The following is a 21,772-nucleotide window of genomic DNA, read 5'->3' as shown; positions in this document are numbered from 1 at the left end:
CAATGGAGGGTCTCGTCGCCATCGTCACGGGCGGCGCGTCGGGCATCGGTGCGGCGATCGTTCGACGGCTCGCGGCCGACGGCGCGACGGTCGTCGTCTTCGATCGTGACGAAGCGACGCGGGATGCCGGGGGTCACACGGTCGACGTCGGCGACGACGTCGCAGTCCGGGCGGCCGTGGCCGCCGTCGGCGCCGACCACGGTCGCATCGACATCGTCGTCAACAACGCCGGCATCGGAGCCGCCGGCTCGATCGAGGACAACGACGACGCCGAATGGCATCGGGTCTTCGACGTGAACGTGGTCGGCATGGTGCGCGTCGCGCGCGCGGCGCTGCCGTGGCTGCGGCGGTCGGACGCGGCATCCATCGTCAACATGGCGTCGATCGCCGCGACCGCCGGGCTGCCCCGGCGCGCGCTGTACGGCGCGAGCAAGGGGGCGGTGCTCGCGCTGACCCTGCAGATGGCCGCCGATCACGTGCGCGAGGGCATCCGCGTCAACGCCGTCAGCCCCGGCACCGCCGACACCCCGTGGGTGGGCCGGCTGCTCGGCGCGGCCGATGACCCCGCCGCGGAGCGTGCCGCCCTCGAGGCCCGTCAGCCGCACGGCCGTCTCGTCAGCGCGGACGAGGTCGCCGACGCCGTCGCCTACCTCGCGAGCCCGCGCGCCGGATCGACCACGGGCACCGCGCTCGCCGTCGACGGCGGCATGTCGGGTCTGCGCCTGCGTCCGCGCTGACGCCGGCCGGCGCTCTAGGCTGACCCCGTGGATATGGAGCACGTCTTCACGGCGATCGCGGTCGGCTTCGAGGCGACCGGCGCGGCCGCGATGATCATCGGCGCGATCATCGCCCTCGTGCTGGGGGCGCGCTCGCTCTCGCGGCACGAGGGCGGCCGCACCGCGTTCCAGACGCTGCGCAACACGCTCGGGTCGGCGATCCTGCTGGGGCTCGAGATCCTCGTCGCCGCCGACCTGATCCGCACGATCACCTCCAAGCCCTCGCTCGAGGATGCGCTGATCCTCGGGCTCATCGTGCTGATCCGCACGATCCTGTCGATGTCGATCCAGATCGAGATCGAGGGGGTGCTGCCGTGGCGGCGGGCGCTGCTGACCAGCGGCGGTCAGCTGCTGGCCGGCCAGGTGCGCGACGACGCGCGGCGGGGTCGCGACGCCGCGCGCGGCGAGTAACCCCCGGCATCCACGCCGTCAACCCCCTGGGCACCGCGAAGCGGGCGCGGGATGCTGGGGCTCGACGAAAGGGGTGCGCCATGACCGCGGACCACGACCGAGATCTTCCCGAGGGTGTCATCGACGCCGACCCGCCCGGCGGCTGGGAGAGCGGACAGACCGCCGACGGCGAGAGCGCCGAGCAGAACGCCGACGCGATCGGTTCGCCCGAGCTCAGCGACGCGGGACTGCCCGTCGAGGGGCCGGAGTCGACGCAGAACGCCGATCCCGACCTCATCCAAGACGACGATCTCTCCGAAGAGGAGTCATGATGTCGAACACGCAGGACGATCCCGCCATGGATCAGCACCCGACCACCGACGCCGCCAAGCTCGCCGGCATCGTCGATCAGACTCGCGCCGATGTCGGCGACAAGGACGCCGAGGCGATCGAGCACGTGCTGCGTCAGCGGCTCGAGCAGGTCGGCATCGAGCTCTCGGACGCCGACATCCGCGACACCGCTCAGAAGATCGCCGCGGGCTAGCTCAGCCGCCGAGCCACTCCACGATCCGGCGCGCGGCGGGGCCGCCGTCGCGGATCATGGTCTCGTGCCCGTGGCCGGGCACCTCGACGAACTCGCCGTGGGGCAGCGCGCGTACGACGCGCTCGCACCAGTCCCGGGGCGAGACCGGATCCTCCTCGCCGCGCAGCACGAGCACCGGCACGGCGATGCGGGGGTAGGTCCGCTCCGGGCGGTGCACGAGCATCGCCCGCGTCTTGCGGATCAGGTGCGGCCGGGCCCGCAGGTATTCGCGCGCACCCAGCAGCAGCACCTTGGGGCTCTCGTCGAGCAGGTCGGTCACGAGCAGCCGCAGCTGCGTCAGCGCGCGGCGGGCACGGTCGTTCACGGTCGGCGCGACGAGCACGACCGCGGACGCGAGGCGGTGCCGGGCCTCGACCTCGGCCACCACCTGCGTGCCCATCGAGTGGCCGATCAGCACGGGCCGCTCGATCCGCTCGGCGCAGAGCAGCGCCGCGACGGTGTCGGCCATGCGCTCGATCGTCGGCGTCCGGGGCGGCTCGGGGGACTCTCCGTAGCCGGGCAGGTCGACCGCGATCACCCGTCCGGTCCGTTCGAGGTGCAGCGCCACGTCGCCGAAGACCTTGCGGCCCATTCCGATGCCGTGCACGAGGACGAAGGTGCGCGCCCCCGTCCCGCGCTCGCCGACGATGAGCGTCGACCCGTCGTGGGTGAAGGGACGGGGTGGATGCTCGGGGTCGGGCGTTCCCGTGACCTCGTCGATCAGGTGGTCGGCGCTCTCGGCGAGATCGCCGAACGGATCGAGGTCGTCGCTCACCCCACCACGCTACCCGCGCGTCGCGCGCGTGCCCGACGGCGGCTGCGGGGCACTAGCGTGGGGAGAGATGTCGGATTCAGCCCACGCGCCAGGCGGCGCGCCGCGCACCCAGAGCATCCCCCTCTCGTCGGCGCAGCGCTGGCGCGCCTTCTGGGTCTGCGTCGCCGTGGCGGGCATCACGATCCTCGACCTGTCCAAGGTCAATGTCGCGCTGCCCTCGATCGAGGCCGCGCTCGGGGCCGGATCGACCGAGCTGCAGCTGATCGTGTCGGGCTACGTGCTCACGTTCGGCCTCGCGCTCGTGCCGATGGGCCGCCTCGGCGATCAGCGATCCCGTCGGATGCTCTTCATCGTCGGGCTCACCCTGTTCACCTTGACGAGCGTCGTCTGCGCGCTGGCACCCAACACGGCGGTGCTGCTGGCGGGGAGACTCCTGCAGGGAGTGGCCGCCGGCATCCAGATGCCCCAGGTGCTGGGGCTGATCCAGCAGCTGTTCCAGGGCAAGGAGCGCGGCCGCGCCTTCGGCCTGTTCGGTGCGACGATCGGCGTCGCGACGGCGGTCGGCCCGACCCTGGGCGGTCTCATGATCGCCCTCGGCGGCCCCGACGACGGCTGGCGCCTGATCTTCTGGATGAATCTGCCGCTCGGAGTGATCGCCATCGCGCTCGCGGCGTGGGTGCTGCCCTCGACGCGCGCACGATCGCGTCGCCGGCTCGAGCTGGACCCCGTGGGCGTCGTGCTTTTCGGCATCACGGTGCTCGCGCTGATGTGGCCGTTCCTGTTCACCACCGGATCCCCGGACGACGATCCGCTGCGCTGGTGGCTGCTGGTCGTGTTCGCCCTGTTCGCGGCGGCGTTCGTCGCCTGGGAGCGCGGCTACAGCGCGCGCGGGCACAACCCGCTGATCCCGCTGAGCCTGTTCGGGGTCTCCTCCTTCCGCAACGGCACGCTCATCGCCACCACCTACTTCGCCGGCGCGCCCGCGCTGTTCCTGCTCACGACGCTGTACCTGCAGAGCGGCCTGGGCCTGGAGCCCGTGTTCGCCGGCATGGTCTCGATCGGGTTCGCGCTGGCGAGCGCCGTCGCGTCGTGGCTCGGCGGCAACCTCGTCGGGCGGTACGGTCGCCCCATCGTCGTGTGGGGTCTTGCGGCCGTGCTGCTGAGCGTCGGCGGTCTCGTGCTCGCCGCGCTGTATCTGCCTTCGGCATCCGTCGCCTTCGTCATGGCGGGGATCATGGCGGTCGGCGGGTTCGGGGGAGGCCTCGTGATCGCTCCCAACCAGACGCTCGCGCTCGCCGAGATCCCGGTCCAGCAGGGCGGTCTCGCCGGCTCGGTAGGGCAGCTCGGTCAGCGCATCGGCACGGCCGTGGGCACCGCCGTCGCGCTGTCGCTGTTCTACGCGGCGGTCTTCCGCGAGCAGGACGAGGCGCCGCCGCTCGTGGTCTACCACGACGCCTACATGTACGGGATGCTGGCGGTCGCCCTGTTCTTCGCGATCGCCTTCGTGCTGGCCGTGGTCGACCTCACGTCGCGCCGGCGGGGCCGCACGAGAGCCTGAGCGCCCTCAGGCGACCGCCCGGCGCTCTTCGGCAACGACCGTGGCGAGGTCGTCGCCGAAGGTGTAGCGCGCGGCGATCCGCCCGCCGCGCAGCACGTCGGGCAGCCAGCGACCGGCGTCGTCCCACATGCGCGCGTAGGGCACATCATCGAGTGCGAACCAGCGCGGCACGATCTCCTCGGTCTCGACGGGCTCGCCCCGCCAGGTGGTGCACGTGAACACGTGCGAGCGCTGCGACCACGAGGGCTGGGAGGGGAACAGGTAGTCGAGCACGCCGGCCGGCTCGAGGTCGTCGGCCTCGATGTGCAGTCCGGTCTCTTCGTGCACCTCGCGCACGGCCCCCTCGCGGACGCTCTCGCCCGCCTCGACCTTGCCGCCGATGCCCACGACCTTGCCGAGGCCGAGCCCGGTGCGCTTGTAGCCCAGCAGCACGTCGGTGCCGCCTGCCGCGCCGGGGCGCAGCAGGTAGACGACACAGACGTCGGGCAGGTCCATGCGGTCAGGGTACGCCCGGTGTGTTTCGCGGGCGTGTCGGCGCGTGCGCTCTCGGCGAACCGCGGGGGCGCTTCCGGTCGATGTCGGAGACCGACCGTAGCGTGTGGGCATGCGCATCCTGCACACCTCCGACTGGCACATCGGCCGCTCCTTCCACGGCCACGCCACCCTCGTCGCGCTGCACGGCGTGCTCGAGACGCTCGCCGGCCAGGTGCGCGATCGGGGCGTCGACGTCGTGGTGCTCGCGGGCGACGTCTTCGACTCCGCGACGCCCGCCGCCGCGTGCTACACGCTGCTCACGGACGCGCTCGCGGCGATCCGCGATGCCGGCGCCGAGGTCGTGGTCACGAGCGGCAACCACGACTCCGCGGCGCGGCTGGGATTCCAGGCGCCCTTCCTCGCACGGGCCGGCGTGCACGTGCGCACCGATCCGCGCACGCTCGCCGATCCCGTCACGATCGACGATGAGCACGGTCCCGTGCACTTCTACGGCATCCCCTACCTCGAGCCCTCGATCGTGCGGCCGCTGTGGCCCGACGAGACGCTGCGCACGCAGGCGCAGACGATGTCGCACGCCATGTCGCTCGTGCGCGCCGACCTCGCGGTGCGCGGCGGGCGGTCGGTGGCGCTCGCGCACTGCTTCGCCGCGGGTATCGAGCCCACGCCCGGCGTCGAGCGCGAGATCCGACAGGGCACGCTCGACGTCGTGCCCCTGTCGGTGTTCGACGGTCCCGACTATGTCGCCCTCGGCCACATCCACGGCCGCAGCGAGCTCTCGGCACGTGTGCGCTACGCCGGTGCACCGCTGCACTACTCCTTCGGCGAGCAGCACAAGCCGCGCGGCTCGTGGCTGGTCGACCTCGATGCGCGGGGCCTGGCGGGCGTCGAGTGGCTGGGACTTCCGGTGCCCCGGCCGCTGGTCACCCTGACCGCGCCGATCGACGAGCTCCTCGGCGACGAGCGCTTCGCCGTGCACGAGGACTCGTGGGTGTGCGCGCAGTACACCGACACCGCGCCTCAGGTCGACCCGATGCGACGCCTGCGCGCCCGCTTCCCGCACTGCGCGACCGTCGTGCACGCGCCGGCCATCGTGGCCGAAGACTCCGGCTCGACGTACCGCGAACGTCTGCGCGACGCCGTCAGCGACACCGAGCGCATCGACGCCTTCCTCGACCACGTCCGCGCGGGCGAGGGGCCCTCCGAGCGCGAGCGCGAGCTGCTGGCCGACGTGCTCGATGACCGAGTGCGCGCCGAGGCCCTCGCATGAGGCTGCACAGGCTCGAGGTCGAGGGGTTCGGGCCCTTCCGTGAGCGGCAGGTCGTCGACTTCGACGCCTACGCCGACGACGGCATCTTCCTGATCACCGGGCGCACCGGCACCGGCAAATCGAGCATCCTCGACGCGGTGTGCTTCGCCCTCTACGGAGGCGTGCCCCGGTACGAGTCGGGCGAGCGGCGCCTGCGCAGCGACCACTGCGCGCCCGACGACGTGAGCGAGGTCATCGTCGAGTTCAGCACGGGCGAGCGCCGGTTCCGCGTCACCCGGGCACCGGAGTACGAACGACCCAAGCGGCGCGGATCGGGGATGGCGCTCGAGGCGCACCGCGCCGCCCTCGAGGAGCACAGGGGCGGGGTCTGGACGGGTCTGGCGGCCCGCCCCGTCGACGTCGCACACGAGCTCGAGCAGATCCTGCAGCTGACCCAGCAGCAGTTCCTGCAGGTGATCCTGCTCGCTCAGGGACGGTTCGCGCGCTTCCTGCTCGCCAAGAACGATGAGCGGCAGGCCCTCCTGCGCACGCTGTTCGGCACTCGCCGCTTCGAGGAGTACGAGAAGGCCCTCGAGCAGCGCCGCAGGATCGCCGAGGCGGCGGCGGGGGCCGGCGCCGACCAGATGGCGATGGTGCTCGACGAGGCGCGCCGCGTCGCGACGGACGCGGGCATCGAGGTCGCCGCGTCCGCGGATCCCGCCGAGGTGGCCCGCGTCGCCGATCGCGCGGCGTATCGGGCCGAGACGGCGCAGCACGCGCATGTCGCGGCCGAGACCGCCCTGCACGCCGCCGAGGCTGTGCTGGCCGCCCGCACGGCCGAGGGCGAGCGTCAGCGTCAGCGTGACCGCTCGCGTCTGCGCCTCGCCGAGCTCGAGTCGCAGACGCCCCGCATCGACGACGACCGCCGCACCCTCGCGGAGGCCGCGCGTGCCGAGGTCGTGCGCGCCGACGTCGAGAAGGCTCGCGACGCCGCGACGGTGGCCGCAGGCGCCCGAGCCGACGAGCGCGCGGCCCGTGCCGCGTGGGCCGATCTGCCCGCACACGCGGTGCCGCGCGAACTCGCCCTCGGCGACGAGATCGTTGACCACGACATCGTCGCCCTGCGCGCGCTGGCCGACGAGGCGACGGCCGACCGCGGAGCCTGGCGGGCCGCGGCGCTCGCCGAGGCCTCCCTCGATGACCTCGCCGCGGCCACGGCCGCGGCGCAGGTGGTGCTCGCCGATCTGGATGAGCGCCGGTTGTGCGCCGACGAGGCGGCAAGGGGCCGTCCGGCCGCTCTCGCGGCGCTCGATGTGCGACTCGAGACGGCGCATGCCTCGGCGGCGCTCCTGCCCGCCGCACGCGAACGGCGGCGGGCGCTCGGCGACCAGCGCGACGCCGCAGCGCGCGCCGAGAGCCTGGCCGAGGCACTGCGCGCGGCCGAGAGCTCCGCGCGAGACGCCGGCGAGGCGCTCGCCGCCGCGGCGGCGCACGTCGCGGCGCTCCTGCGCCTGCGCCTGGACGGCTTCGCCGGCGAGCTCGCGGCGACGCTGGTACCCGGCGACCCGTGCGCCGTCTGCGGCGCGCGCGAACACCCGCACCCGGCCGAGCGCGCACCCGGCGCCGCCGACGCCGACACGATCTCCGCCGCGGAGCAGGCCAAGGCCGCCGCTGCCCGGGCCGATGCCGAGGCGACCTCCGCGCTGGCGGACGCCCGCGCTCGCCACGCCGAGGCCGCGGCCTCGGCGGGAGGGCGCTCGAGCGCGCAGCTCGACGCCGAGCTCACCGCGGCGACCTCCGCGCTCGAGACGGCCGAAACGGCCGAGACACTCGTGCAAACGTTGCGCGACGAGCGCGCGGCACTCGTCGCCGAGAACGAGCGCGCCGCAGAGGAGCAGGCGGTGCTGGCCGCCCAGCGGGCGACAGCGGCCGAGACGCTCGCGGTCGCGACCGAGCGCCTCGATACCGCGCGCCGCACCGTGGCGCAGGCGCGCGGCGATCACGCCACGGTCGCCGCGCGACTCGACGCCATCGCGCGGGTGATCCGGTGCGCGCGCGACCTCGCCGACGCCGCCGAGGAGCGTGCGGCGGCCGTCCTGGGGGCGGAGGACGCCGCCACCGCACGCGACGCGGCGCTGCGCCGGCACGGGTTCGACGACGAAGCCACCGCGCTGACGGCGCTGCGCGACGACGACACGCGCGCTGAGCTCGAGGCGCGCATCCGCGCCCACGACCTGGCCCTCGCGACCGAGCGGGCGACCCTCCTCGAGCTCGAGCTCGAGGTGCTGCCCGAAGAGCCGATCGACCTCGCCCCGTTCACGTCCGCCGTCGACCTGGCCCGCGCGGAGCGCGCCACGGCCGCCGCCGCGCTGGCGCGCGCCGAGCAGGTGGCCGAGACCCTGCGCGCGCTCGCCGCTCGGGCAGCGCACGCCGATGCCGACACCGCGCGACTGCGCGACGAGCACGAGATCATCGCCCGCCTCGCGCACACCGTGGCGGGCAAGGCGCCCAACACCCGCCGCATGACACTCGAGACCTTCGTGCTCGCCGCCGAGCTCGAAGAGATCGTGGCGGCCGCCAACCTGCGCCTGTCCGACATGTCGGACGGCCGCTATCGCCTCCGCCACACCGACGCGCGCGCGGCGCGTGGAGCCGCGTCGGGGCTCGGCGTCGAGATCATGGACGCCCACACCGGGCGTGCCCGTCCCACCCAGTCCCTCTCGGGCGGCGAGACCTTCCTCGCCTCGCTCGCCCTCGCGCTGGGACTTGCCGAGGTCGTCACGGGCCGCGCGGGCGGCATCCGGCTCGACACCCTGTTCATCGACGAGGGCTTCGGCTCCCTCGACCCCGAGACCCTCGACGTCGCGATGCGCACACTCGACGAGCTGCGCCAGGGAGGCCGCACGATCGGGCTGATCAGCCACGTCGAGACGATGAAGGATCAGGTGCCCGCGCAGCTGCACGTCGAGGCGTCGGCACAGGGACCGAGTGTGATCCGGCAGCGCGCGGCCGTCCCCCACTGATATGCCGCCGCCGAACCTTGTGTGCCGCGCTGGGGCGGGTATAGCCTGCCCGCCAGGCACCGTCGCCGCCGCAGATTCGCTGGGGACGCCGGGCGCGTCGCGGGGGAAACCGGCGGGCCCGGCGGGCGTTCCCGCTCGCACCGGCGGTTAGGCTGGATGGATGAAGAGCGGAACCCTCTGGACGATCCTCGGCGTCATCGCCGCCGTGCTCATCGCGTGGTTCCTCGTGAACGTGCTGTTCTCGGTCCTCGCGTTCGTCTTCAAGCTGATCGTCGTCGCCGTCGTCGCCGCGATCGTCTTCTTCGTGCTGCGCGCGGTGTTCGCTCGCGGCGACGACGACTGACTCACACGCCGTAGTCGGCGCGGAAGACCTCCCACAGCTGCGCGCTGCACGCCGTCACGGCCGTGCGCCAGTCCGTGATGGCGTCATCCTGTGCCCGATCCGAGACGGCCTTGAGCACGCGGATGGGCACCCCGAACTCCTGCGCCACCCAGATGTAGGCGTACGTCTCCATGTCGACCATGCTTGCCCCGAGCGGCCGGATCGTCGCCACAGCCTCCGCGTCGTCGACGAAGTGATCGCCGGTCGCGATCGTCACCTCGTCGAGCACGCGCCGGGGGGCAGCATCCACCGCCCGCGTCTCGACGCGAGCGGGCATCGACACGTGCTGGCCGACGATGCCGTCGATATCGGTGACGTCGTGCTGCACGGCGGCGGTGACCTCGTAGACCGCGGCACCCAGGCGCGGGTCGATCGCCCCGCCCGTGCCCACGACCACGATCTCGTCGTAGGTCTGCGCGGTGAGCGCGCGGGTCAGCCCCACCGCTCCCTTCAGCTTGCCGGGTCCGGTCACGAGGCGCCCGAAGCCCTCGATCTCGGCGGGAAATGCCACGAGTTCGGCGTCCAGCGCCGCGACGAGAAGTCTCACGTCATCCATTCTCCCGGATCAGCGCGGACCCCCGGCCGGCGTCACACCGGCGAAACACGCGTGAGACAGGATGGCCGGCGATGATCTCGTACCCCGACTACCTGCAGCTGCTGCCCAAGACCGAGCTGCACTGCCACTTCACCTCGACCATGAGCGCCGAGCTGTTCGTGCGGCTGGCGGCGAAGCACGGCGTGGCGCTTCCCACCACCGACCCCGAGCGGCTGTTCGACTACCGCGATCTGCGGGACTTCCTCGCGGCGTTCACGATCGCGCACGACGTGCTGCGCGATCCCGAGGACTTCCACGCCGTCGCCCTCGACGGAGTGCGGATCGGCGTGGAGACCGGCAACCTGCGCTACCGCGAGTACTACCTGAATCCGCAGTACTTCGCCGGCCGTGGGATGTCGTACACCGACGTGGTCGACCCCGTCATCGAGGGCCTGGAGGCCGCGCAGCGGCAGTGGGGGGTGGGCTTTCGCATCGTCGTCGCGATCAACCGGGCCGACACTCCCGAGTCCGCGCTGCGCCTCGTCGAGCAGATGGCCGAGCACCGGCATCCCGCCGTCGTGGGTCTGGGGATGGATGATCTGACCCCCGATGGGCGCGAGGCGCCCGAGACGTTCGCGAACGCGTACGCGCTCGCGCGGGCGGAGGGCTTCCGGCTGACCGCACACGTCGGGGAGACCGACCGCTCGGAGGCCGACGCGGTGCGCATCGCCCTGCACGATCTCGGCGTCGATCGCATCGACCACGGCTACCGCATCATGGACGATCCGGACCTCGTCGCCGAGGCGCGCGCGAGCGGGATCGGATTCACGACGACGCCGATCTCGACGACGATCTGTTCGGGCTGGACCCTGGATCCCGCCCACCGCATTCGTCGCATGATCGATGCGGGGCTCACCGTGACGGTCTCGACCGATGACGCGATGTTCTTCCGCACCGACATCGGTCGGGAGTACCGCGAGGGTCTCGCGGCGCTCGGGGTCGATGCCGAGGGCGCGGCCCGCATCGCGCTGGCCGGGATCGACGCGGCATTCTGCGACGATGACGAGAAGGCCCGGCTGCGCGCGCAGTTCGGCGCCGAGATCGCGGCGCTCGACGCGCAGCACGAGAGGGATTGAACGATGGACCTTGCCCACTTCGCCACGGGTTACACGGTGCAGCTGCCGTCCTGGGTCGCCGACGAGCTCGCGGGCGTGCCCGACATCCTGCCCGATGTGGCCGATCGCATGGCGCTCGTCCACCGCCTCGCCGATCGCAACTGGCGGGAGGGCAACGGCGGGCCCTTCGCGGCGCTCGTCGCCGAGACCGAGACCGGTCGGATCGTCTCGGTCGGCGTGAACGTCGTGCTCGGCAGCGGGGTGTCCTCGGCGCACGCCGAGGTGACGGCACTCGGCACCGCGCAGGCGCGCGTGGGGTCGTGGGATCTCGGCGGCGCCGACCTTCCCGAGCACGAGCTGGTGGTCAACTGGCGCCCGTGCGTGCAGTGCTACGGCGCCACGATGTGGTCGGGCGTGCGCTCGCTCGTCGTGGCGGGGGCGGGCCCCGAGCTCGAGCAGATCTCGACGTTCGACGAGGGGCCGATGGTCGACGACTGGGCCGAGCAGTTCGAGGCCCGCGGCATCCGCGTCACACAGGACGTGCTGCGCGACGAGGCGCTCGCGGTGTTCCGCGCCTACCGCGCGGCGGTGGATGCCGGGGGCATCACGGTCTACAACGCCCGCACCGCCGAGGTCTGACCCGCGTCAGAGCAGGCGGTAGCCCGCGCCGCGCACGGTCTCGATGCGATCGGCGCCGAGCTTCTGCCGCAGGTAGCCGATGTACACGTCGGCGACGTTGGAGCCCGGATCGAAGTCGTACCCCCACACACGACTGAGCAGTTGCTCGCGGCTGAGCACCTGACCGGCGTGGCGGATGAGTTCCTCGGCGAGGGCGAACTCGCGTGCCGAGAGCTCCACCGCATCGCCGGCGACGTGCGCTTTGCGCGTGCGGACATCGAGCGAGATGTCGCGGTGGCGCAGCTCGGGGGCTGCGGCGGACTCTTCCTTGCGCATGCGCAGTCGGATCCGGGCGAGCAGCTCGTCGAAGCGGAAGGGCTTGCCGATGTAGTCGTCGGCCCCGCCCTCGAGACCCGCGACGGTGTCGTGAAGCTCGACGCGGGCCGTCAGCATGATCACCGGCAGACGCGATCCCGACCCGCGCAACTGCTCGAGCACGGCGAAGCCGTCCATGCCCGGCATGTTCACATCCAGCACCAGCAGGTCGAACTCGCCCGTCTGGGCCAGATGCAGCGCGTCGGGCCCGGTCGCGGCGATCGTCGTGGCGAAACCCGCCGATCGCAGGCCCTTCTCGATGAATCCCGAGATGCGCTTCTCGTCGTCGGCGATGAGGATCGACGCCATCAGCGCACCCCGCTCAGCGCGTCGGCGGCCGTCGGGAGCGGGGGCCGTGGGGGAGTCGCGTCGGTGAGGGGGAGCGTGATCGCGAAGACCGCGCCCTGTGCGCCCTCGGCATCCACCACCCGCGCCGTGCCGCCGTGGGCGCGGGCGATCACCTGCACGATGTTCAGGCCGAGACCGCTGCCGGCCCTCGTGTCGTCGGCGCCGCGCTGGAAGCGCTCGAAGATCCGCTCCTTCAGTGCATCGGGCACGCCCGGACCGTAGTCGCGCACCCACAGCTCGAGCCCTGCCGAGACCCTGCGGCTGCCGATCACGAGGCGTCCGCCGCCGTGTGTGACGGCGTTCTGGGCCAGCTGCAGCATCGCCTGGGTGATGCGCTCGGGATCGAGCACGGCGACCACGTCGGCGACCGGACCGGGCGCGACGTCGGCGCCCTCGATCCCCTCCGCCTTGCGCACGATCTGGCGCAGGAGGTCCGCTGCATCGACGGGGCGCGGGGCGATGGGGCGCGGGCCGTGCAGGGAGGCCGCGCGCGCGAGGTCCTGGACGAGGCTGCCCATCCGATCGAGTTCGTCGACCGTGAGTGTCTGCGTCTCGCGCACGTCGGCGGGATCGTCGGGATCCATGACCTCGACATAGCCGCGCACGATCGTGATCGGTGTCTTCAGCTCGTGCCCGACATCGTGCAGCAGGCGGCGCTGCGAGTCGAGGGATTGATCGAGGCGGTCGAGCATGGCGTTGATCGTCTCGGCGAGCTCGGAGACGTCGTCGCGGCCCTCGATCGGCAGGCGCTCGGAGAGGGAGTGCGCCGACACGCGTTCGGCGGTCTCGCGCATCGTGCGCAGTGGCCGCAGCAGCCGTGTCGCGACGAGCCACGCGACGCCGGCGATCGCGATCAGGGCGATGCCGGCGGCGATGAGGTACACGCGCGCGGCGACGTTGATCTCGGCGAGCTCCGCCTCGATGTCGTAGGCGAGCGTGAACAGCGTCGTCTCCGGGGCGGGGGAGCCCTCGACCGTGATCGGGGCGGCCAGGTACTGCCAGGTGACGCCGTCGTCCGCGTAGACGCCGATGACCGGGTCGCCGTCGGCGGTCGCCGCCACGATGTGGGGTACGAATCCCGGAGCGGACTGGAGGTCGACGTCGAGGGGCACACCGGGTGCGAGGGCGGCGGCGCCGTCGATGATGCCCAGCGCGCCCGTGTTGTCGTCCGGGCTCATGCGCTGCACGACAGCCGTGAGCGCCTCGATCGAGGTCGTCCAGCTGCCGTCCTGCACACCCTGCTGCACGAGAAAGCGCGCCGAATCCAGGCTCGACTGCAGCTGACCCTCCATCTGCGCAAGGATTCGCGCGCGCTCCACGGCGTACACCGCGACACCGACCGTCAGCATCCCGAGGGCGGCGACGATCGTGATCACGGCGATGATCCGCGTGCGCACCGATACCCGGGCAAGGCCGGTGCGCCGCGCGGGTGGGGGAGTCTGCTCGGTCACCTTTTCAGTATGGCCGGGGGGCCTTCGGCGGGATCGACCCTAAGAGAGGTCTCACACACGTCCTTAGCGCGACGTGCTGGAATCGGAATCGTGCCCACTTCCGCCGATGCGCCCGCCGGGGCCGATGCGCCCGCCGAGGCCGGTCTGCTCGCCGACGCGCTGGGCGTCGACTCCGGCGATCTGCGGATGCTCAGCCGCGAACCCCTCGGTCGAGGCTCCGTCGCCGGGTTCGACGTCCGCCGTGACGGCGACGCGACCGAGACCTGGTTCGTCGACACGTCGGGGCTCGAGGTGACCGCCGAGACGGGGCTGGCCGCCGAGGGTGTGCGGGTGTGGCCCCATCCCGCCGATCCGCACCTGCCGGCCCTCGCGCCGGCGGCGTTCGGGGGCGCGGCCGCGGTGCTGCTCGAGCGCCTCGGCGTCGCCGTCGAGGGCCAGCCCCGCATCATGGCGTACCGCGCCGGGCGTCGTGCCGTGCTGCGGATGCCGTCGGCCGGCGCCGCGACGTGGGTCAAGGTCGTCCGGCCGGGGCGCGTCGAGCGCGTGGTGTGGGCGCACGCGGCGTTCGCGGCCGCGGGCATCCCCGTGCCGGCCGTGCGCGGATGGTCGCCGGAGGGACTGCTCGTGCTCGACCAGGCCGACGGCACCCCCGCCACCGAGGTGGTGTGGCAGCCCGAGGCGCTGCTCGACCTCGTCGACGAGCTGCGCCGACGGATCGCGACCGTGCCGATGCGCGTGCCTGCCCGCACATCGCTGCTGGCGCGCCTGCCGTGGTACCGCGCCCGCCTGATCGCCGCCGGCCTGCCCGGGGCGCTCGTCGACGACCTCGCCGCGCGCGCGGAGGCGCTGGGCGCGCAGGCCGGCGGCGTCGAGACAGGCATCCACGGTGACCTGCACGTCGGCCAGCTCTTCCTCACCGGCTCGGGAGACAGCATCCACCTGGCATCCCTCATCGACGTCGACACGGCGGGGCGCGGCGACCCCGCCGACGACGCCGGCGCCTTCCTCTCGCACGCCGTCGCCAGTGCGCTGCTGACCGAGGGGTGGGGCGATGCCGAACGGGCCTGGGCGCTCGCCGAGGGCGCGCGACGCCGGTTCGCCGACGACCCCGCGGTCGCCGCGCGCGCCATCGTGCAGCTGCTCGGTCATGCACTCGCGGCGGCCGAGTCGGCGGATCGGGTGCGGGCCGATCGTCTGCTCGCAGCGGCAGACCTCGTGGATAAGAGCGGCCTCACGGTCGCTTTCGAGGCGCCTTAGCCCCGACCCGCAGGCTGGAGATCGTTCGGGAAGCCCCCCACCCGGATCACCCCAGAAGGAGAACCGATCATGAACAAGAAGAAGTGGATCGCCTACGGAGCCGTCGGAGCCGTGGGCATCGGCCTGCTGGCCGGCGGCGCGGCCGCCACCGCGAGCACGATGGACCTGCGCACCACCGACGGAACCGTCGTGCCGGGCGGTGCCATCACCGGGCGCGACGGCGTCCTGGACCGCCCGGGCGGCGTGCAGCTCAACGTCAGCGACACGTCGGTCTCGGTCGTCTCTGCCCCGAGCCCGACCCCGGTGACGCCGTCGGTCCCCTCGGTACCGAGCGTGGCATCGCCGGTCACCCCGCCGCCCGCCCCGGCCCCTGCCCCCGCACCCCCCGCGCCCGCTCCGGCGCCGGTGCCCGACTCGCCGGCCAGCGCACCCAGCGCCTACAGCGCCCCGAGTCCCGCGTCCCCGGCATCGGTCGCCTCGGTCGCATCCGCCGGCTCGAACTGAGCCGACCGAGAGCCCCCGGGTCCCCCCCGCCCGGGGGCTCTCGCGCGTCCGACGCACGATCGATCGGCGCGCGTCACGCCCCGGCAACACGCCCGGGCGTATCCTGAGACATGGCGCACTCCACTGCAGACACCCCCGCGGGAGCGTCGATGCGCGGCACGGTCGTCGCAATCGTCGGCCCCTCCTCCGATTCCGCCCTCGCATCCCTGGCCGGTCTGCCCGGCATCGACACACTGTCGCTGCGCGAGGCGGACCCCGACGTCGCGTCCCGCCGGATCGCCGCGTGCGCGATGCCCTGGATCGTCCACGACGCCGACCCCCTCGAGCACGTCGCCGCGGCGTGGATAGAGCTCTACCAGGAGCGCGCGACCCTCGGCACGCTCGAGATCGAGGTCGAGACGGCGCTCGACGCCTTCGAGCACGGGCGCGCCCTGATGCCCGACTACTACATCGTCCTCGACCCGGCATCCGCCGATGGCGCGTGGCGGCACTGGTGGTGCGGTGCACTCGGGCAGCATGCTCCGCGTCGCGTGCTTCCCGCCGAGACGCCCGGGCACGCACGGGATGCCGCCATCCGGCGCATGCTGACCGCGCTGCCCTCCTCGCGGCCGTGGCCGGATCCCTCGACCTGGCTGCCGGGGCTCGCGTTCGAGATCCCCGACCGGGTGGGCCTGCGCGACCGCGTGCGTGACGAACCGGAGATCAGCGGGTCGTGAACTGCGGCAGCGCCTGACGCAGCTCGTCGAGCCACGCGCGCGCGTTGCCGTCCGAGGGGGCGCGCCAGTCGCCGCGGGGCGAGAGCGAACCCGCGGCGGCGACCTTGGGTCCGTTCGGGATCGCCGAGCGCTTGAACTGAGCGAACCCGAAATAACGCTGCAGGAACACCTCCAGCCAGCGCACGATCTCGGTCAGGTCGTAGGAGTACCGATCCCTCTCGGGAAAGCCGGGGGGCCAGGCTCCGGCATCCGCGTCCTTCCACGCCTCGAGGGCGATGAAGGCGATCTTCGAGGGGCGCATGCCATAGCGCAGCACGTGGAAGAGGGTGAGGTCGTGCAGGGCGTAGGGACCGATCTTGTCCTGCGTCGACTGCACCTTGCCGTCCTGCCCGGCGGGCACCAGCTCGGGACTGATCTCGGTGTCGAGCACGGATTGGAGCACTCGCGCCTCGCCCGCATCCACACCCTCGCCGGCGGCGATGACCCACCGGATCAGGTGCTGGATGAGGGTCTTGGGAACGCCCGTGTTGACGGCGTAGTGACTCATGTGGTCGCCGACCCCGTAGGTCGCCCAGCCGAGGGCGAGCTCGGAGAGGTCCGAGGTGCCGATGACCATGCCGCCGTTCTGGTTCGCCAGGCGGAAGAGGAAGTCGGTGCGCAGCCCCGCCTGCACGTTCTCGAACGTGATGTCGTAGACGGGCTCGCCGCCGGAGAAGGGGTGTCCGATCTCGGCGAGCATGAGCGCGGCGCTCTCGCGGATGTCGATCGTCTCGATCGTCGCGCCCACCGACTCGGCCAGCGCGATCGCGTTGGAGCGGGTGTGGTCGCTCGTCGCGAATCCCGGCATCGTGTAGGCGAGGATGTCGGAGCGCGGCCGCCCCATACGGTCCATCGCGCGAGCCACGACGAGCAGGGCGTGCGTGGAGTCGAGACCGCCGCTGACGCCGATGACGGGCTTGGGATCGCCGATCGCGCGCATGCGCTGCACGAGGCCCGACACCTGGATGTTGAACGCCTCGTAGCAGTCCTGGGCCAGGCGTTCGGGGTCGTCGGGGACGAACGGGAACCGGTCGAGCGTGCGTCGCAGCCCTGCCGCCGTGCGGGATCCGAGCGTGAACGGGATGCGGAAGAACTCGTCCGCGCGCGCGGCGTGGGTGCGGCGGTTGTCATCGAACGTGCCCTGCCGGGCGCGATCCTGACGGATGCGGTCGAGGTCGACGTCGGCGATGCTGCGGCGCGGTCCGTCGGGGAACCGCTCGGTCTCGGCGAGCAGGTTGCCGGCCTCGTAGATCATGGTCTGCCCGTCCCAGGACAGGTCGTTCGTCGATTCGCCGGCGCCCGCGGCCGCGTACGCGTACACGGCGAGGCAGCGCAGCGACTGCGACTGGCACAGCGCCTTGCGATCGTCGGCGCGGGCGATCGTGATCGGGCTGCCCGAGAGGTTGACGAGGACTGTCGCTCCCGCCAGCGCAGCCTCGGCCGAGGGCGGGATCGGCACCCAGACGTCTTCGCACACCTCGGCGTGCAGCACGAGGCCGGGGACGTCGGTGGCCTCGAAGAGCAGGTGGGGACCGAACGGCGCCTCGACGCCCGCGACGGTGATCCATCGGGCGTCGGCTCCCGTGAGGTCGTCGCCGGGCGCGTACCAGCGCCGCTCGTAGAACTCGCGGTAGGTCGGCAGATACGACTTCGGCGCGACGCCCAGCAGCTCCCCCCCCTGGATCACGAGGGCGCAGTTGTAGAGGCGGTGGCGGTGGCGCAGCGGGGCACCGACGACGAGCACCGTCCCGAGATCGGCGGACGCGTCGATCACTCGGGCGACGGCGTCCTCGACGGCGTCGAGCACGGCATCCTGGAGCACGAGGTCGTCGATGCTGTACCCCGACAGGCACAGCTCCGGGAACACCGCGACGGCCACGCCCTCGGCGTCGACCGCGCGCGCCTCGTCGATCACGGCGTCGGCGTTCGTGCGGGGATCGGCGATCGCGACCGGGATGGTGCACGCCGCGATCCGGGCGAACCCGTGCCGGTAGGGATTCTCGAACGGCAGGCTCTCGTTCACCCGCCCAGTCTTGCACCGATGCCGCCGGGTGGATGTCGGAGCCCGCCGCTAGCCTCGAACCGATGCGTTACACACCCGCCACGGCTGAAAGCCCCGCCCGCCTCGTCACCAGCGCCAGCGACCTCAAGGCCGCGTCCGAGTGCGAGTTCGCGTGGCTGCGGGCGATCGACGCGAGGCTGGGTCGGGTGCCCGCGGTGCAGGAGCCCGAAGACCTCACGCTCGAGCGCGCGGCACGCCTCGGCGACCGCCACGAAGAGCGCGTCCTCGAGCGCTACCGCGCCGAGCTGGGGGCCGGTGTCGTCGAGATCCCGCGCGCCTCGTCGGCCGACGCCGCAGCGCTGGCCGAGGCCGCGCGGGCGACCCGCGAAGCGCTCGGCTCCGACGCCCGCGTGGTCTTCCAGGCGGCGTTCGCGACCGACGACTTCGTGGGCTTCGCCGATTTCCTCCTGCGCGACCCGGACGGGCGCTGGGTCGTGCAGGACACCAAGCTGGCCCGCCGCGCACGCGTGACCGCGCTCATGCAGCTCGCGGCATATGTCGAGCAGCTCGACCGGCTGGAGGTGCCGCGCGCCGATCGTGTCGAGCTGCTGCTCGGCGACGGCACGACGAGCGTGCATGCCGTCGACGACGTGCTGCCGGTGTACCGGCTGCGGCGCGCGCGCCTGTCCGTCCTGATCGAGGACCGCCGCATCGCCGAGGGCCCCGCGATCGCGCCCGCGGTGTGGGGCGATGACCGCTTCGTCGCCTGCGGCCGCTGCGCCACCTGTCAGATCGAGGTCGAGTCGGCACGGGATCTGCTGCTGGTCGCGGGCATGCGGCCCTCGCAGCGCGACCGGCTGCGGGCGAACGGGGTGCAGACGATCGACGAGCTGGCGGCAGCCGACGTCGCGGCCGTGCCGCCGGGGATGAACCCCGAGGTCTTCGCGCTGCTGGTCACCCAGGCGGCGCTCCAGCTCGAGGCCCACGAGTCGGCAGCGCCGCCCTACCGTGTGGTCGCTCCGCGCGCGCTCGGAGCACTGCCTCCCGCCGATCCCGGCGATCTCTTCTTCGATTTCGAGGGCGACCCGCTCTACACCGAGGGATCGGGGGGAGTGTGGGGGCTGGATTACCTCTTCGGCTGGGTCGACGATCGCGAGCAGTTCTCCTCGATCTGGGCACACTCGTTCGCCGCCGAGCGCGAGGCGCTCGAGCGCTTCCTGGCGTTCGTCCGGGTGCATCGCCTCGCGCACCCCGGCATGCACATCTACCACTACGCCCCCTACGAGACCAGTCACCTGTTCGCCATGGCTGCGCGCCACGGCGTCGGCGAGGCCGAGGTCGACACCCTGCTGCGCGATGGTGTGTTCGTCGACCTGTATCCGATCGTGCGGCGGGCGCTGCGCGTGGGGTCGCGCTCGTACTCGATCAAGAAGCTCGAACCCCTGTATATGGGCGAGGAGCGCCGCGAGAGCGACGTCCAGCGCGGCGATGAGTCGATCGTGCGGTACGTCGAGGCGCGGGCGCTGGCCGATGAGGGCGAGACGGCGGCAGCGCAGCGCATCCTCGACGACATCGGCGACTACAACCGGTACGACTGCGTCTCCACGCGGCGCCTGCGCGACTGGCTGCGCGAGCGCGCCGCCGAACACGGCGTGCCGGCGGCAGCCGATCCCGAGTCCGAGAGCACGGGGTATGCGCCTTCGCCGCGCGCCGAGGCGCTGGCTCGCCGCGCGGATGCCCTCGCGGCCTCGCGCCCGCCGGGATCGGCAGGCGACGTCGGCGACGACGAGCGTGCGCTGCGCCTCGCGGCCGCCGCGATCGACTACTACCCGCGCGAGGCCAAGTCGTTCTGGGCCACCCACTTCCTGCGCCTGCGCGAGCCCGTGGGCGTGTGGGATCAGGCGCGCGACGTCGTCGCGCTCGATCGTGCCCGCTGCGAGGTGCTCGAGGACTGGCATCGCCCCGAGGGTCGCCGCGTCGATGTGCGCGTGCTGAGGCTCGTGGGTGAGCCCGCCCCCGGCACACGTCTCAAGGTGGGCACCGACCCCTTCGCGCTCTACGAGCTGCCCGCACCCTTTCCCTTCGAGGCCTCTCCGCGCTGGATCCACGCCGATCGTCGCGTGAAGGTCATCGACGAGAGCGACGACGGCGCGATCGTCGAAGAGACCTCGGTGTCCGGCATGACGTGGGCCCCGCTGCCGATCGCCCTGACCCCGGCCGCGCCGCCGCGGGCGGGCAACCAGCAGTCCGCGATCGACGCATGGGCAGATGCGCTGATCGACGCCGACGGCGAGCTGCCCGCCGGTCCTGCCGCCGACATCCTGCGCAGGCTCCCGCCCCGCGGCGTCTCGGACATGCCCGCGCCCGGCACCCCCGTCGACGCCGCCGAGGTCGTGGCGGCCCTGCGCACCCTCGATCGCAGCTACCTCGCGGTGCAGGGCCCTCCCGGCACGGGCAAGACGTACATCGGATCCCACGTCATCGAGCGCCTCGTGCGCGAGCACGGCTGGCGTGTCGGCGTGGTGGCGCAGTCCCACGCGGTCGTCGAGCACATGCTCGAGCGCGTCGTCGCGGCGGGGGTCCCGCCCCGACTCGTGGGCAAGGCGCCGAAAGACGAGAGTGCGCGCCCGGGCTACACCGTGCTGCCCAAGAACGGCGTCGCGGCATTCGCGGCCGAGAACGCCGCGACGGGCTACGTCATCGGCGGCACGGCATGGGACTTCAGCCACGAGGGACGCATTCCGCGTGCGTCCCTCGATCTGCTCGTCATCGACGAGGCGGGCCAGTTCTCGCTGGCCTCGACGATCGCGGTGTCGCTGGCCGCATCGCGGCTGCTGCTGCTGGGCGATCCCCAGCAGCTGCCGCAGGTCAGCCAGGGCACGCACCCCGAGCCCGTCGACACGTCGGCGCTCGGATGGGTCATGCGCGATGAGGCCGTGCTGCCCTCCGGGTACGGATTCTTCCTGCCCGAGAGCCGGCGCATGCATCCCGCCGTCGCGCTGCCCGTGTCGCACCTCGCCTACGCGGGGCGACTCGCATCCCACCCGTCGGCGGCCGTGCGCGAGATCGAGGGTGTGGCGCCGGGCGTGCAGATCTCGCCGGTGACGCATACCGGCAACACGACGGCATCCCCCGAGGAGGCGCTGCGCGTCGTCGAGATCGCCCGCGCGCTCATCGGCAGGCCCTACCGCGACGTCGCGCTCGATGACGCGGGCGGCGCCGACCCGGTGCCCGCGCGCCCCCTCGAGGCGACGGATCTGATCGTCGTCGCGCCTTACAACGCCCAGGTCGCCACGGTGCGCCGGGCACTCGATGAGGCGGGCTTGCCGGGCGTGCCGGTCGGCACGGTCGACATGTTCCAGGGGCAGGAGGCGGCGGCGGCGATCGTCACGCTCGCGGCGTCATCGGGGCGCGATGCTCCGCGGGGCCTCGACTTCCTCCTGCTCGCGAACCGCCTCAACGTCGCGATCTCACGGGCGAAGGTCGCCGCCTACCTCGTGTACTCGCCCGCGCTGCTCGACGATCTTCCGCACACGCCCGAGGGCGTGGCCCGGTTGAGCGCCTTCTCGCGCCTCGTCGGGTGA

The 21,772-nt window shown here is 72.7% G+C and carries 20 protein-coding genes; 14 read left to right on the top strand and 6 right to left on the bottom strand.

What is annotated here, in order from left to right; all coding sequences use genetic code 11:
- The first annotated feature begins 2 nt into the window (after positions 1 to 2).
- The 4 genes from AB2L57_RS15100 (at position 3) to AB2L57_RS15085 (ending at position 1,710) form a co-directional block, all read left to right on the top strand.
- The gene (locus AB2L57_RS15100; RefSeq protein WP_292809609.1) at positions 3 to 737 is read left to right on the top strand and encodes an SDR family NAD(P)-dependent oxidoreductase; all 735 of its coding nucleotides are present in this window, start codon (positions 3 to 5) and stop codon (positions 735 to 737) included.
- Positions 738 to 770: 33 nt separating this feature from the next.
- Positions 771 to 1,187: a DUF1622 domain-containing protein gene (locus tag AB2L57_RS15095; protein WP_292809611.1), complete on the top strand. Its 417-nt coding sequence runs from the start codon at positions 771 to 773 to the stop codon at positions 1,185 to 1,187.
- 80 nt (positions 1,188 to 1,267) lie between these two features.
- Positions 1,268 to 1,498 carry a hypothetical protein gene (locus tag AB2L57_RS15090; protein WP_292809550.1) on the top strand — a complete coding sequence of 77 codons (231 nt, stop codon included), beginning with the start codon at positions 1,268 to 1,270 and terminating at the stop codon, positions 1,496 to 1,498.
- Positions 1,498 to 1,710 (top strand): hypothetical protein, encoded by a 213-nt coding sequence (locus tag AB2L57_RS15085; RefSeq protein ID WP_292809552.1) that lies wholly within the window; start codon positions 1,498 to 1,500, stop codon positions 1,708 to 1,710. Before AB2L57_RS15090 ends, AB2L57_RS15085 begins: the two co-directional genes overlap by 1 nt.
- Before the next feature lies 1 nt (position 1,711).
- Here the strand turns inward: AB2L57_RS15085 and AB2L57_RS15080 are convergent, their stop codons facing one another.
- Positions 1,712 to 2,524: an alpha/beta fold hydrolase gene (locus AB2L57_RS15080; protein ID WP_292809554.1), complete on the bottom strand. Its 813-nt coding sequence runs from the start codon at positions 2,522 to 2,524 to the stop codon at positions 1,712 to 1,714.
- Between the two features lie 67 nt (positions 2,525 to 2,591).
- On the opposite strand from AB2L57_RS15080, the gene AB2L57_RS15075 reads away from it, so the two are divergent.
- On the top strand, positions 2,592 to 4,082 hold the full coding sequence (locus tag AB2L57_RS15075; RefSeq protein ID WP_292809556.1) for an MFS transporter: 1,491 nt from the start codon (positions 2,592 to 2,594) through the stop codon (positions 4,080 to 4,082).
- 6 nt (positions 4,083 to 4,088) lie between these two features.
- On the opposite strand, the gene AB2L57_RS15070 is transcribed toward AB2L57_RS15075, so the two are convergent.
- The gene (locus tag AB2L57_RS15070; protein WP_292809558.1) at positions 4,089 to 4,577 is read right to left on the bottom strand and encodes an 8-oxo-dGTP diphosphatase; all 489 of its coding nucleotides are present in this window, start codon (positions 4,575 to 4,577) and stop codon (positions 4,089 to 4,091) included.
- Between the two features lie 109 nt (positions 4,578 to 4,686).
- Here AB2L57_RS15070 and AB2L57_RS15065 point away from each other — a divergent pair, with 109 nt between their 5' ends.
- The 3 genes from AB2L57_RS15065 to AB2L57_RS15055 all read left to right on the top strand — a co-directional run bounded on the left by AB2L57_RS15065 (position 4,687) and on the right by AB2L57_RS15055 (position 9,189).
- Positions 4,687 to 5,844 carry an exonuclease SbcCD subunit D gene (locus AB2L57_RS15065; RefSeq protein WP_409047475.1) on the top strand — a complete coding sequence of 386 codons (1,158 nt, stop codon included), beginning with the start codon at positions 4,687 to 4,689 and terminating at the stop codon, positions 5,842 to 5,844.
- Positions 5,841 to 8,846, top strand: a complete 3,006-nt coding sequence (locus AB2L57_RS15060; RefSeq protein WP_292809562.1) for an SMC family ATPase — start codon at positions 5,841 to 5,843, stop codon at positions 8,844 to 8,846. Before AB2L57_RS15065 ends, AB2L57_RS15060 begins: the two co-directional genes overlap by 4 nt.
- Positions 8,847 to 9,006: 160 nt before the next feature.
- Complete coding sequence (locus AB2L57_RS15055) at positions 9,007 to 9,189, top strand: hypothetical protein (RefSeq protein WP_292809564.1); 183 nt, start codon at positions 9,007 to 9,009, stop codon at positions 9,187 to 9,189.
- A gap of 1 nt (position 9,190) precedes the next feature.
- Here the strand turns inward: AB2L57_RS15055 and AB2L57_RS15050 are convergent, their stop codons facing one another.
- Positions 9,191 to 9,784: a nucleoside phosphorylase gene (locus tag AB2L57_RS15050; protein WP_409047474.1), complete on the bottom strand. Its 594-nt coding sequence runs from the start codon at positions 9,782 to 9,784 to the stop codon at positions 9,191 to 9,193.
- A 71-nt stretch (positions 9,785 to 9,855) separates the two neighbouring features.
- Here AB2L57_RS15050 and add point away from each other — a divergent pair, with 71 nt between their 5' ends.
- Both add and AB2L57_RS15040 read left to right on the top strand, forming a co-directional pair.
- Positions 9,856 to 10,899, top strand: coding sequence for an adenosine deaminase (gene add / locus AB2L57_RS15045; protein WP_292809568.1), 1,044 nt, complete (start codon positions 9,856 to 9,858; stop codon positions 10,897 to 10,899).
- Between the two features lie 3 nt (positions 10,900 to 10,902).
- Complete coding sequence (locus AB2L57_RS15040; RefSeq protein ID WP_292809570.1) at positions 10,903 to 11,517, top strand: nucleoside deaminase; 615 nt, start codon at positions 10,903 to 10,905, stop codon at positions 11,515 to 11,517.
- Positions 11,518 to 11,523: 6 nt separating this feature from the next.
- On the opposite strand, the gene AB2L57_RS15035 is transcribed toward AB2L57_RS15040, so the two are convergent.
- Together AB2L57_RS15035 and AB2L57_RS15030 are read right to left on the bottom strand one after the other, a co-directional pair.
- A complete protein-coding gene (locus AB2L57_RS15035; RefSeq protein ID WP_292809572.1) occupies positions 11,524 to 12,180 on the bottom strand; it encodes a response regulator transcription factor in 657 nt (218 codons plus the stop codon).
- Positions 12,180 to 13,670, bottom strand: coding sequence for a sensor histidine kinase (locus AB2L57_RS15030; protein WP_409047473.1), 1,491 nt, complete (start codon positions 13,668 to 13,670; stop codon positions 12,180 to 12,182). The genes AB2L57_RS15035 and AB2L57_RS15030 overlap by 1 nt, the downstream gene beginning before the upstream one ends.
- Positions 13,671 to 13,760: 90 nt before the next feature.
- On the opposite strand from AB2L57_RS15030, the gene AB2L57_RS15025 reads away from it, so the two are divergent.
- The 3 genes from AB2L57_RS15025 (at position 13,761) to AB2L57_RS15015 (ending at position 16,147) form a co-directional block, all read left to right on the top strand.
- Positions 13,761 to 14,927 carry a hypothetical protein gene (locus AB2L57_RS15025; RefSeq protein ID WP_292809576.1) on the top strand — a complete coding sequence of 389 codons (1,167 nt, stop codon included), beginning with the start codon at positions 13,761 to 13,763 and terminating at the stop codon, positions 14,925 to 14,927.
- Positions 14,928 to 14,996: 69 nt separating this feature from the next.
- Positions 14,997 to 15,431: a hypothetical protein gene (locus AB2L57_RS15020; protein WP_292809578.1), complete on the top strand. Its 435-nt coding sequence runs from the start codon at positions 14,997 to 14,999 to the stop codon at positions 15,429 to 15,431.
- A 110-nt stretch (positions 15,432 to 15,541) separates the two neighbouring features.
- The gene (locus AB2L57_RS15015; protein WP_292809580.1) at positions 15,542 to 16,147 is read left to right on the top strand and encodes a hypothetical protein; all 606 of its coding nucleotides are present in this window, start codon (positions 15,542 to 15,544) and stop codon (positions 16,145 to 16,147) included.
- Here AB2L57_RS15015 and AB2L57_RS15010 read toward each other — a convergent pair.
- Entirely contained in the window at positions 16,134 to 18,209 is a 2,076-nt protein-coding gene (locus AB2L57_RS15010; RefSeq protein ID WP_292809582.1) for an NAD(+) synthase, read from the bottom strand. The genes AB2L57_RS15015 and AB2L57_RS15010 overlap by 14 nt on opposite strands.
- 62 nt (positions 18,210 to 18,271) lie before the next feature.
- Between AB2L57_RS15010 and AB2L57_RS15005 the strand changes: the two genes are divergently transcribed.
- Positions 18,272 to 21,772 carry a bifunctional RecB family nuclease/DEAD/DEAH box helicase gene (locus tag AB2L57_RS15005; RefSeq protein ID WP_292809584.1) on the top strand — a complete coding sequence of 1,167 codons (3,501 nt, stop codon included), beginning with the start codon at positions 18,272 to 18,274 and terminating at the stop codon, positions 21,770 to 21,772.

The sequence above is a fragment of the Microbacterium sp. HA-8 genome, from assembly GCF_046111165.1.
GTDB lineage: Bacteria > Actinomycetota > Actinomycetes > Actinomycetales > Microbacteriaceae > Microbacterium.
The sequence above is the reverse complement of the archived record's forward strand: the minus strand, read 5'-3'. Positions and strand labels throughout refer to the sequence as shown.

Bases quoted from the DNA above. Each gene is read 5' to 3' on its own strand.
- AB2L57_RS15100 (WP_292809609.1), top strand. From the start codon at position 3: ATGGAGGGTCTCGTCGCCATCGTCACGGGCGGCGCGTCGGGCATCGGT.
- AB2L57_RS15095 (WP_292809611.1), top strand. From the start codon at position 771: ATGGAGCACGTCTTCACGGCGATCGCGGTCGGCTTCGAGGCGACCGGC.
- AB2L57_RS15090 (WP_292809550.1), top strand. From the start codon at position 1,268: ATGACCGCGGACCACGACCGAGATCTTCCCGAGGGTGTCATCGACGCC.
- AB2L57_RS15085 (WP_292809552.1), top strand. From the start codon at position 1,498: ATGTCGAACACGCAGGACGATCCCGCCATGGATCAGCACCCGACCACC.
- AB2L57_RS15075 (WP_292809556.1), top strand. From the start codon at position 2,592: ATGTCGGATTCAGCCCACGCGCCAGGCGGCGCGCCGCGCACCCAGAGC.
- AB2L57_RS15070 (WP_292809558.1), bottom strand. From the start codon at position 4,577: ATGGACCTGCCCGACGTCTGTGTCGTCTACCTGCTGCGCCCCGGCGCG.
- AB2L57_RS15065 (WP_409047475.1), top strand. From the start codon at position 4,687: ATGCGCATCCTGCACACCTCCGACTGGCACATCGGCCGCTCCTTCCAC.
- AB2L57_RS15060 (WP_292809562.1), top strand. From the start codon at position 5,841: ATGAGGCTGCACAGGCTCGAGGTCGAGGGGTTCGGGCCCTTCCGTGAG.
- AB2L57_RS15055 (WP_292809564.1), top strand. From the start codon at position 9,007: ATGAAGAGCGGAACCCTCTGGACGATCCTCGGCGTCATCGCCGCCGTG.
- AB2L57_RS15050 (WP_409047474.1), bottom strand. From the start codon at position 9,784: ATGGATGACGTGAGACTTCTCGTCGCGGCGCTGGACGCCGAACTCGTG.
- add (WP_292809568.1), top strand. From the start codon at position 9,856: ATGATCTCGTACCCCGACTACCTGCAGCTGCTGCCCAAGACCGAGCTG.
- AB2L57_RS15040 (WP_292809570.1), top strand. From the start codon at position 10,903: ATGGACCTTGCCCACTTCGCCACGGGTTACACGGTGCAGCTGCCGTCC.
- AB2L57_RS15035 (WP_292809572.1), bottom strand. From the start codon at position 12,180: ATGGCGTCGATCCTCATCGCCGACGACGAGAAGCGCATCTCGGGATTC.
- AB2L57_RS15020 (WP_292809578.1), top strand. From the start codon at position 14,997: ATGAACAAGAAGAAGTGGATCGCCTACGGAGCCGTCGGAGCCGTGGGC.
- AB2L57_RS15015 (WP_292809580.1), top strand. From the start codon at position 15,542: ATGGCGCACTCCACTGCAGACACCCCCGCGGGAGCGTCGATGCGCGGC.
- AB2L57_RS15005 (WP_292809584.1), top strand. From the start codon at position 18,272: ATGCGTTACACACCCGCCACGGCTGAAAGCCCCGCCCGCCTCGTCACC.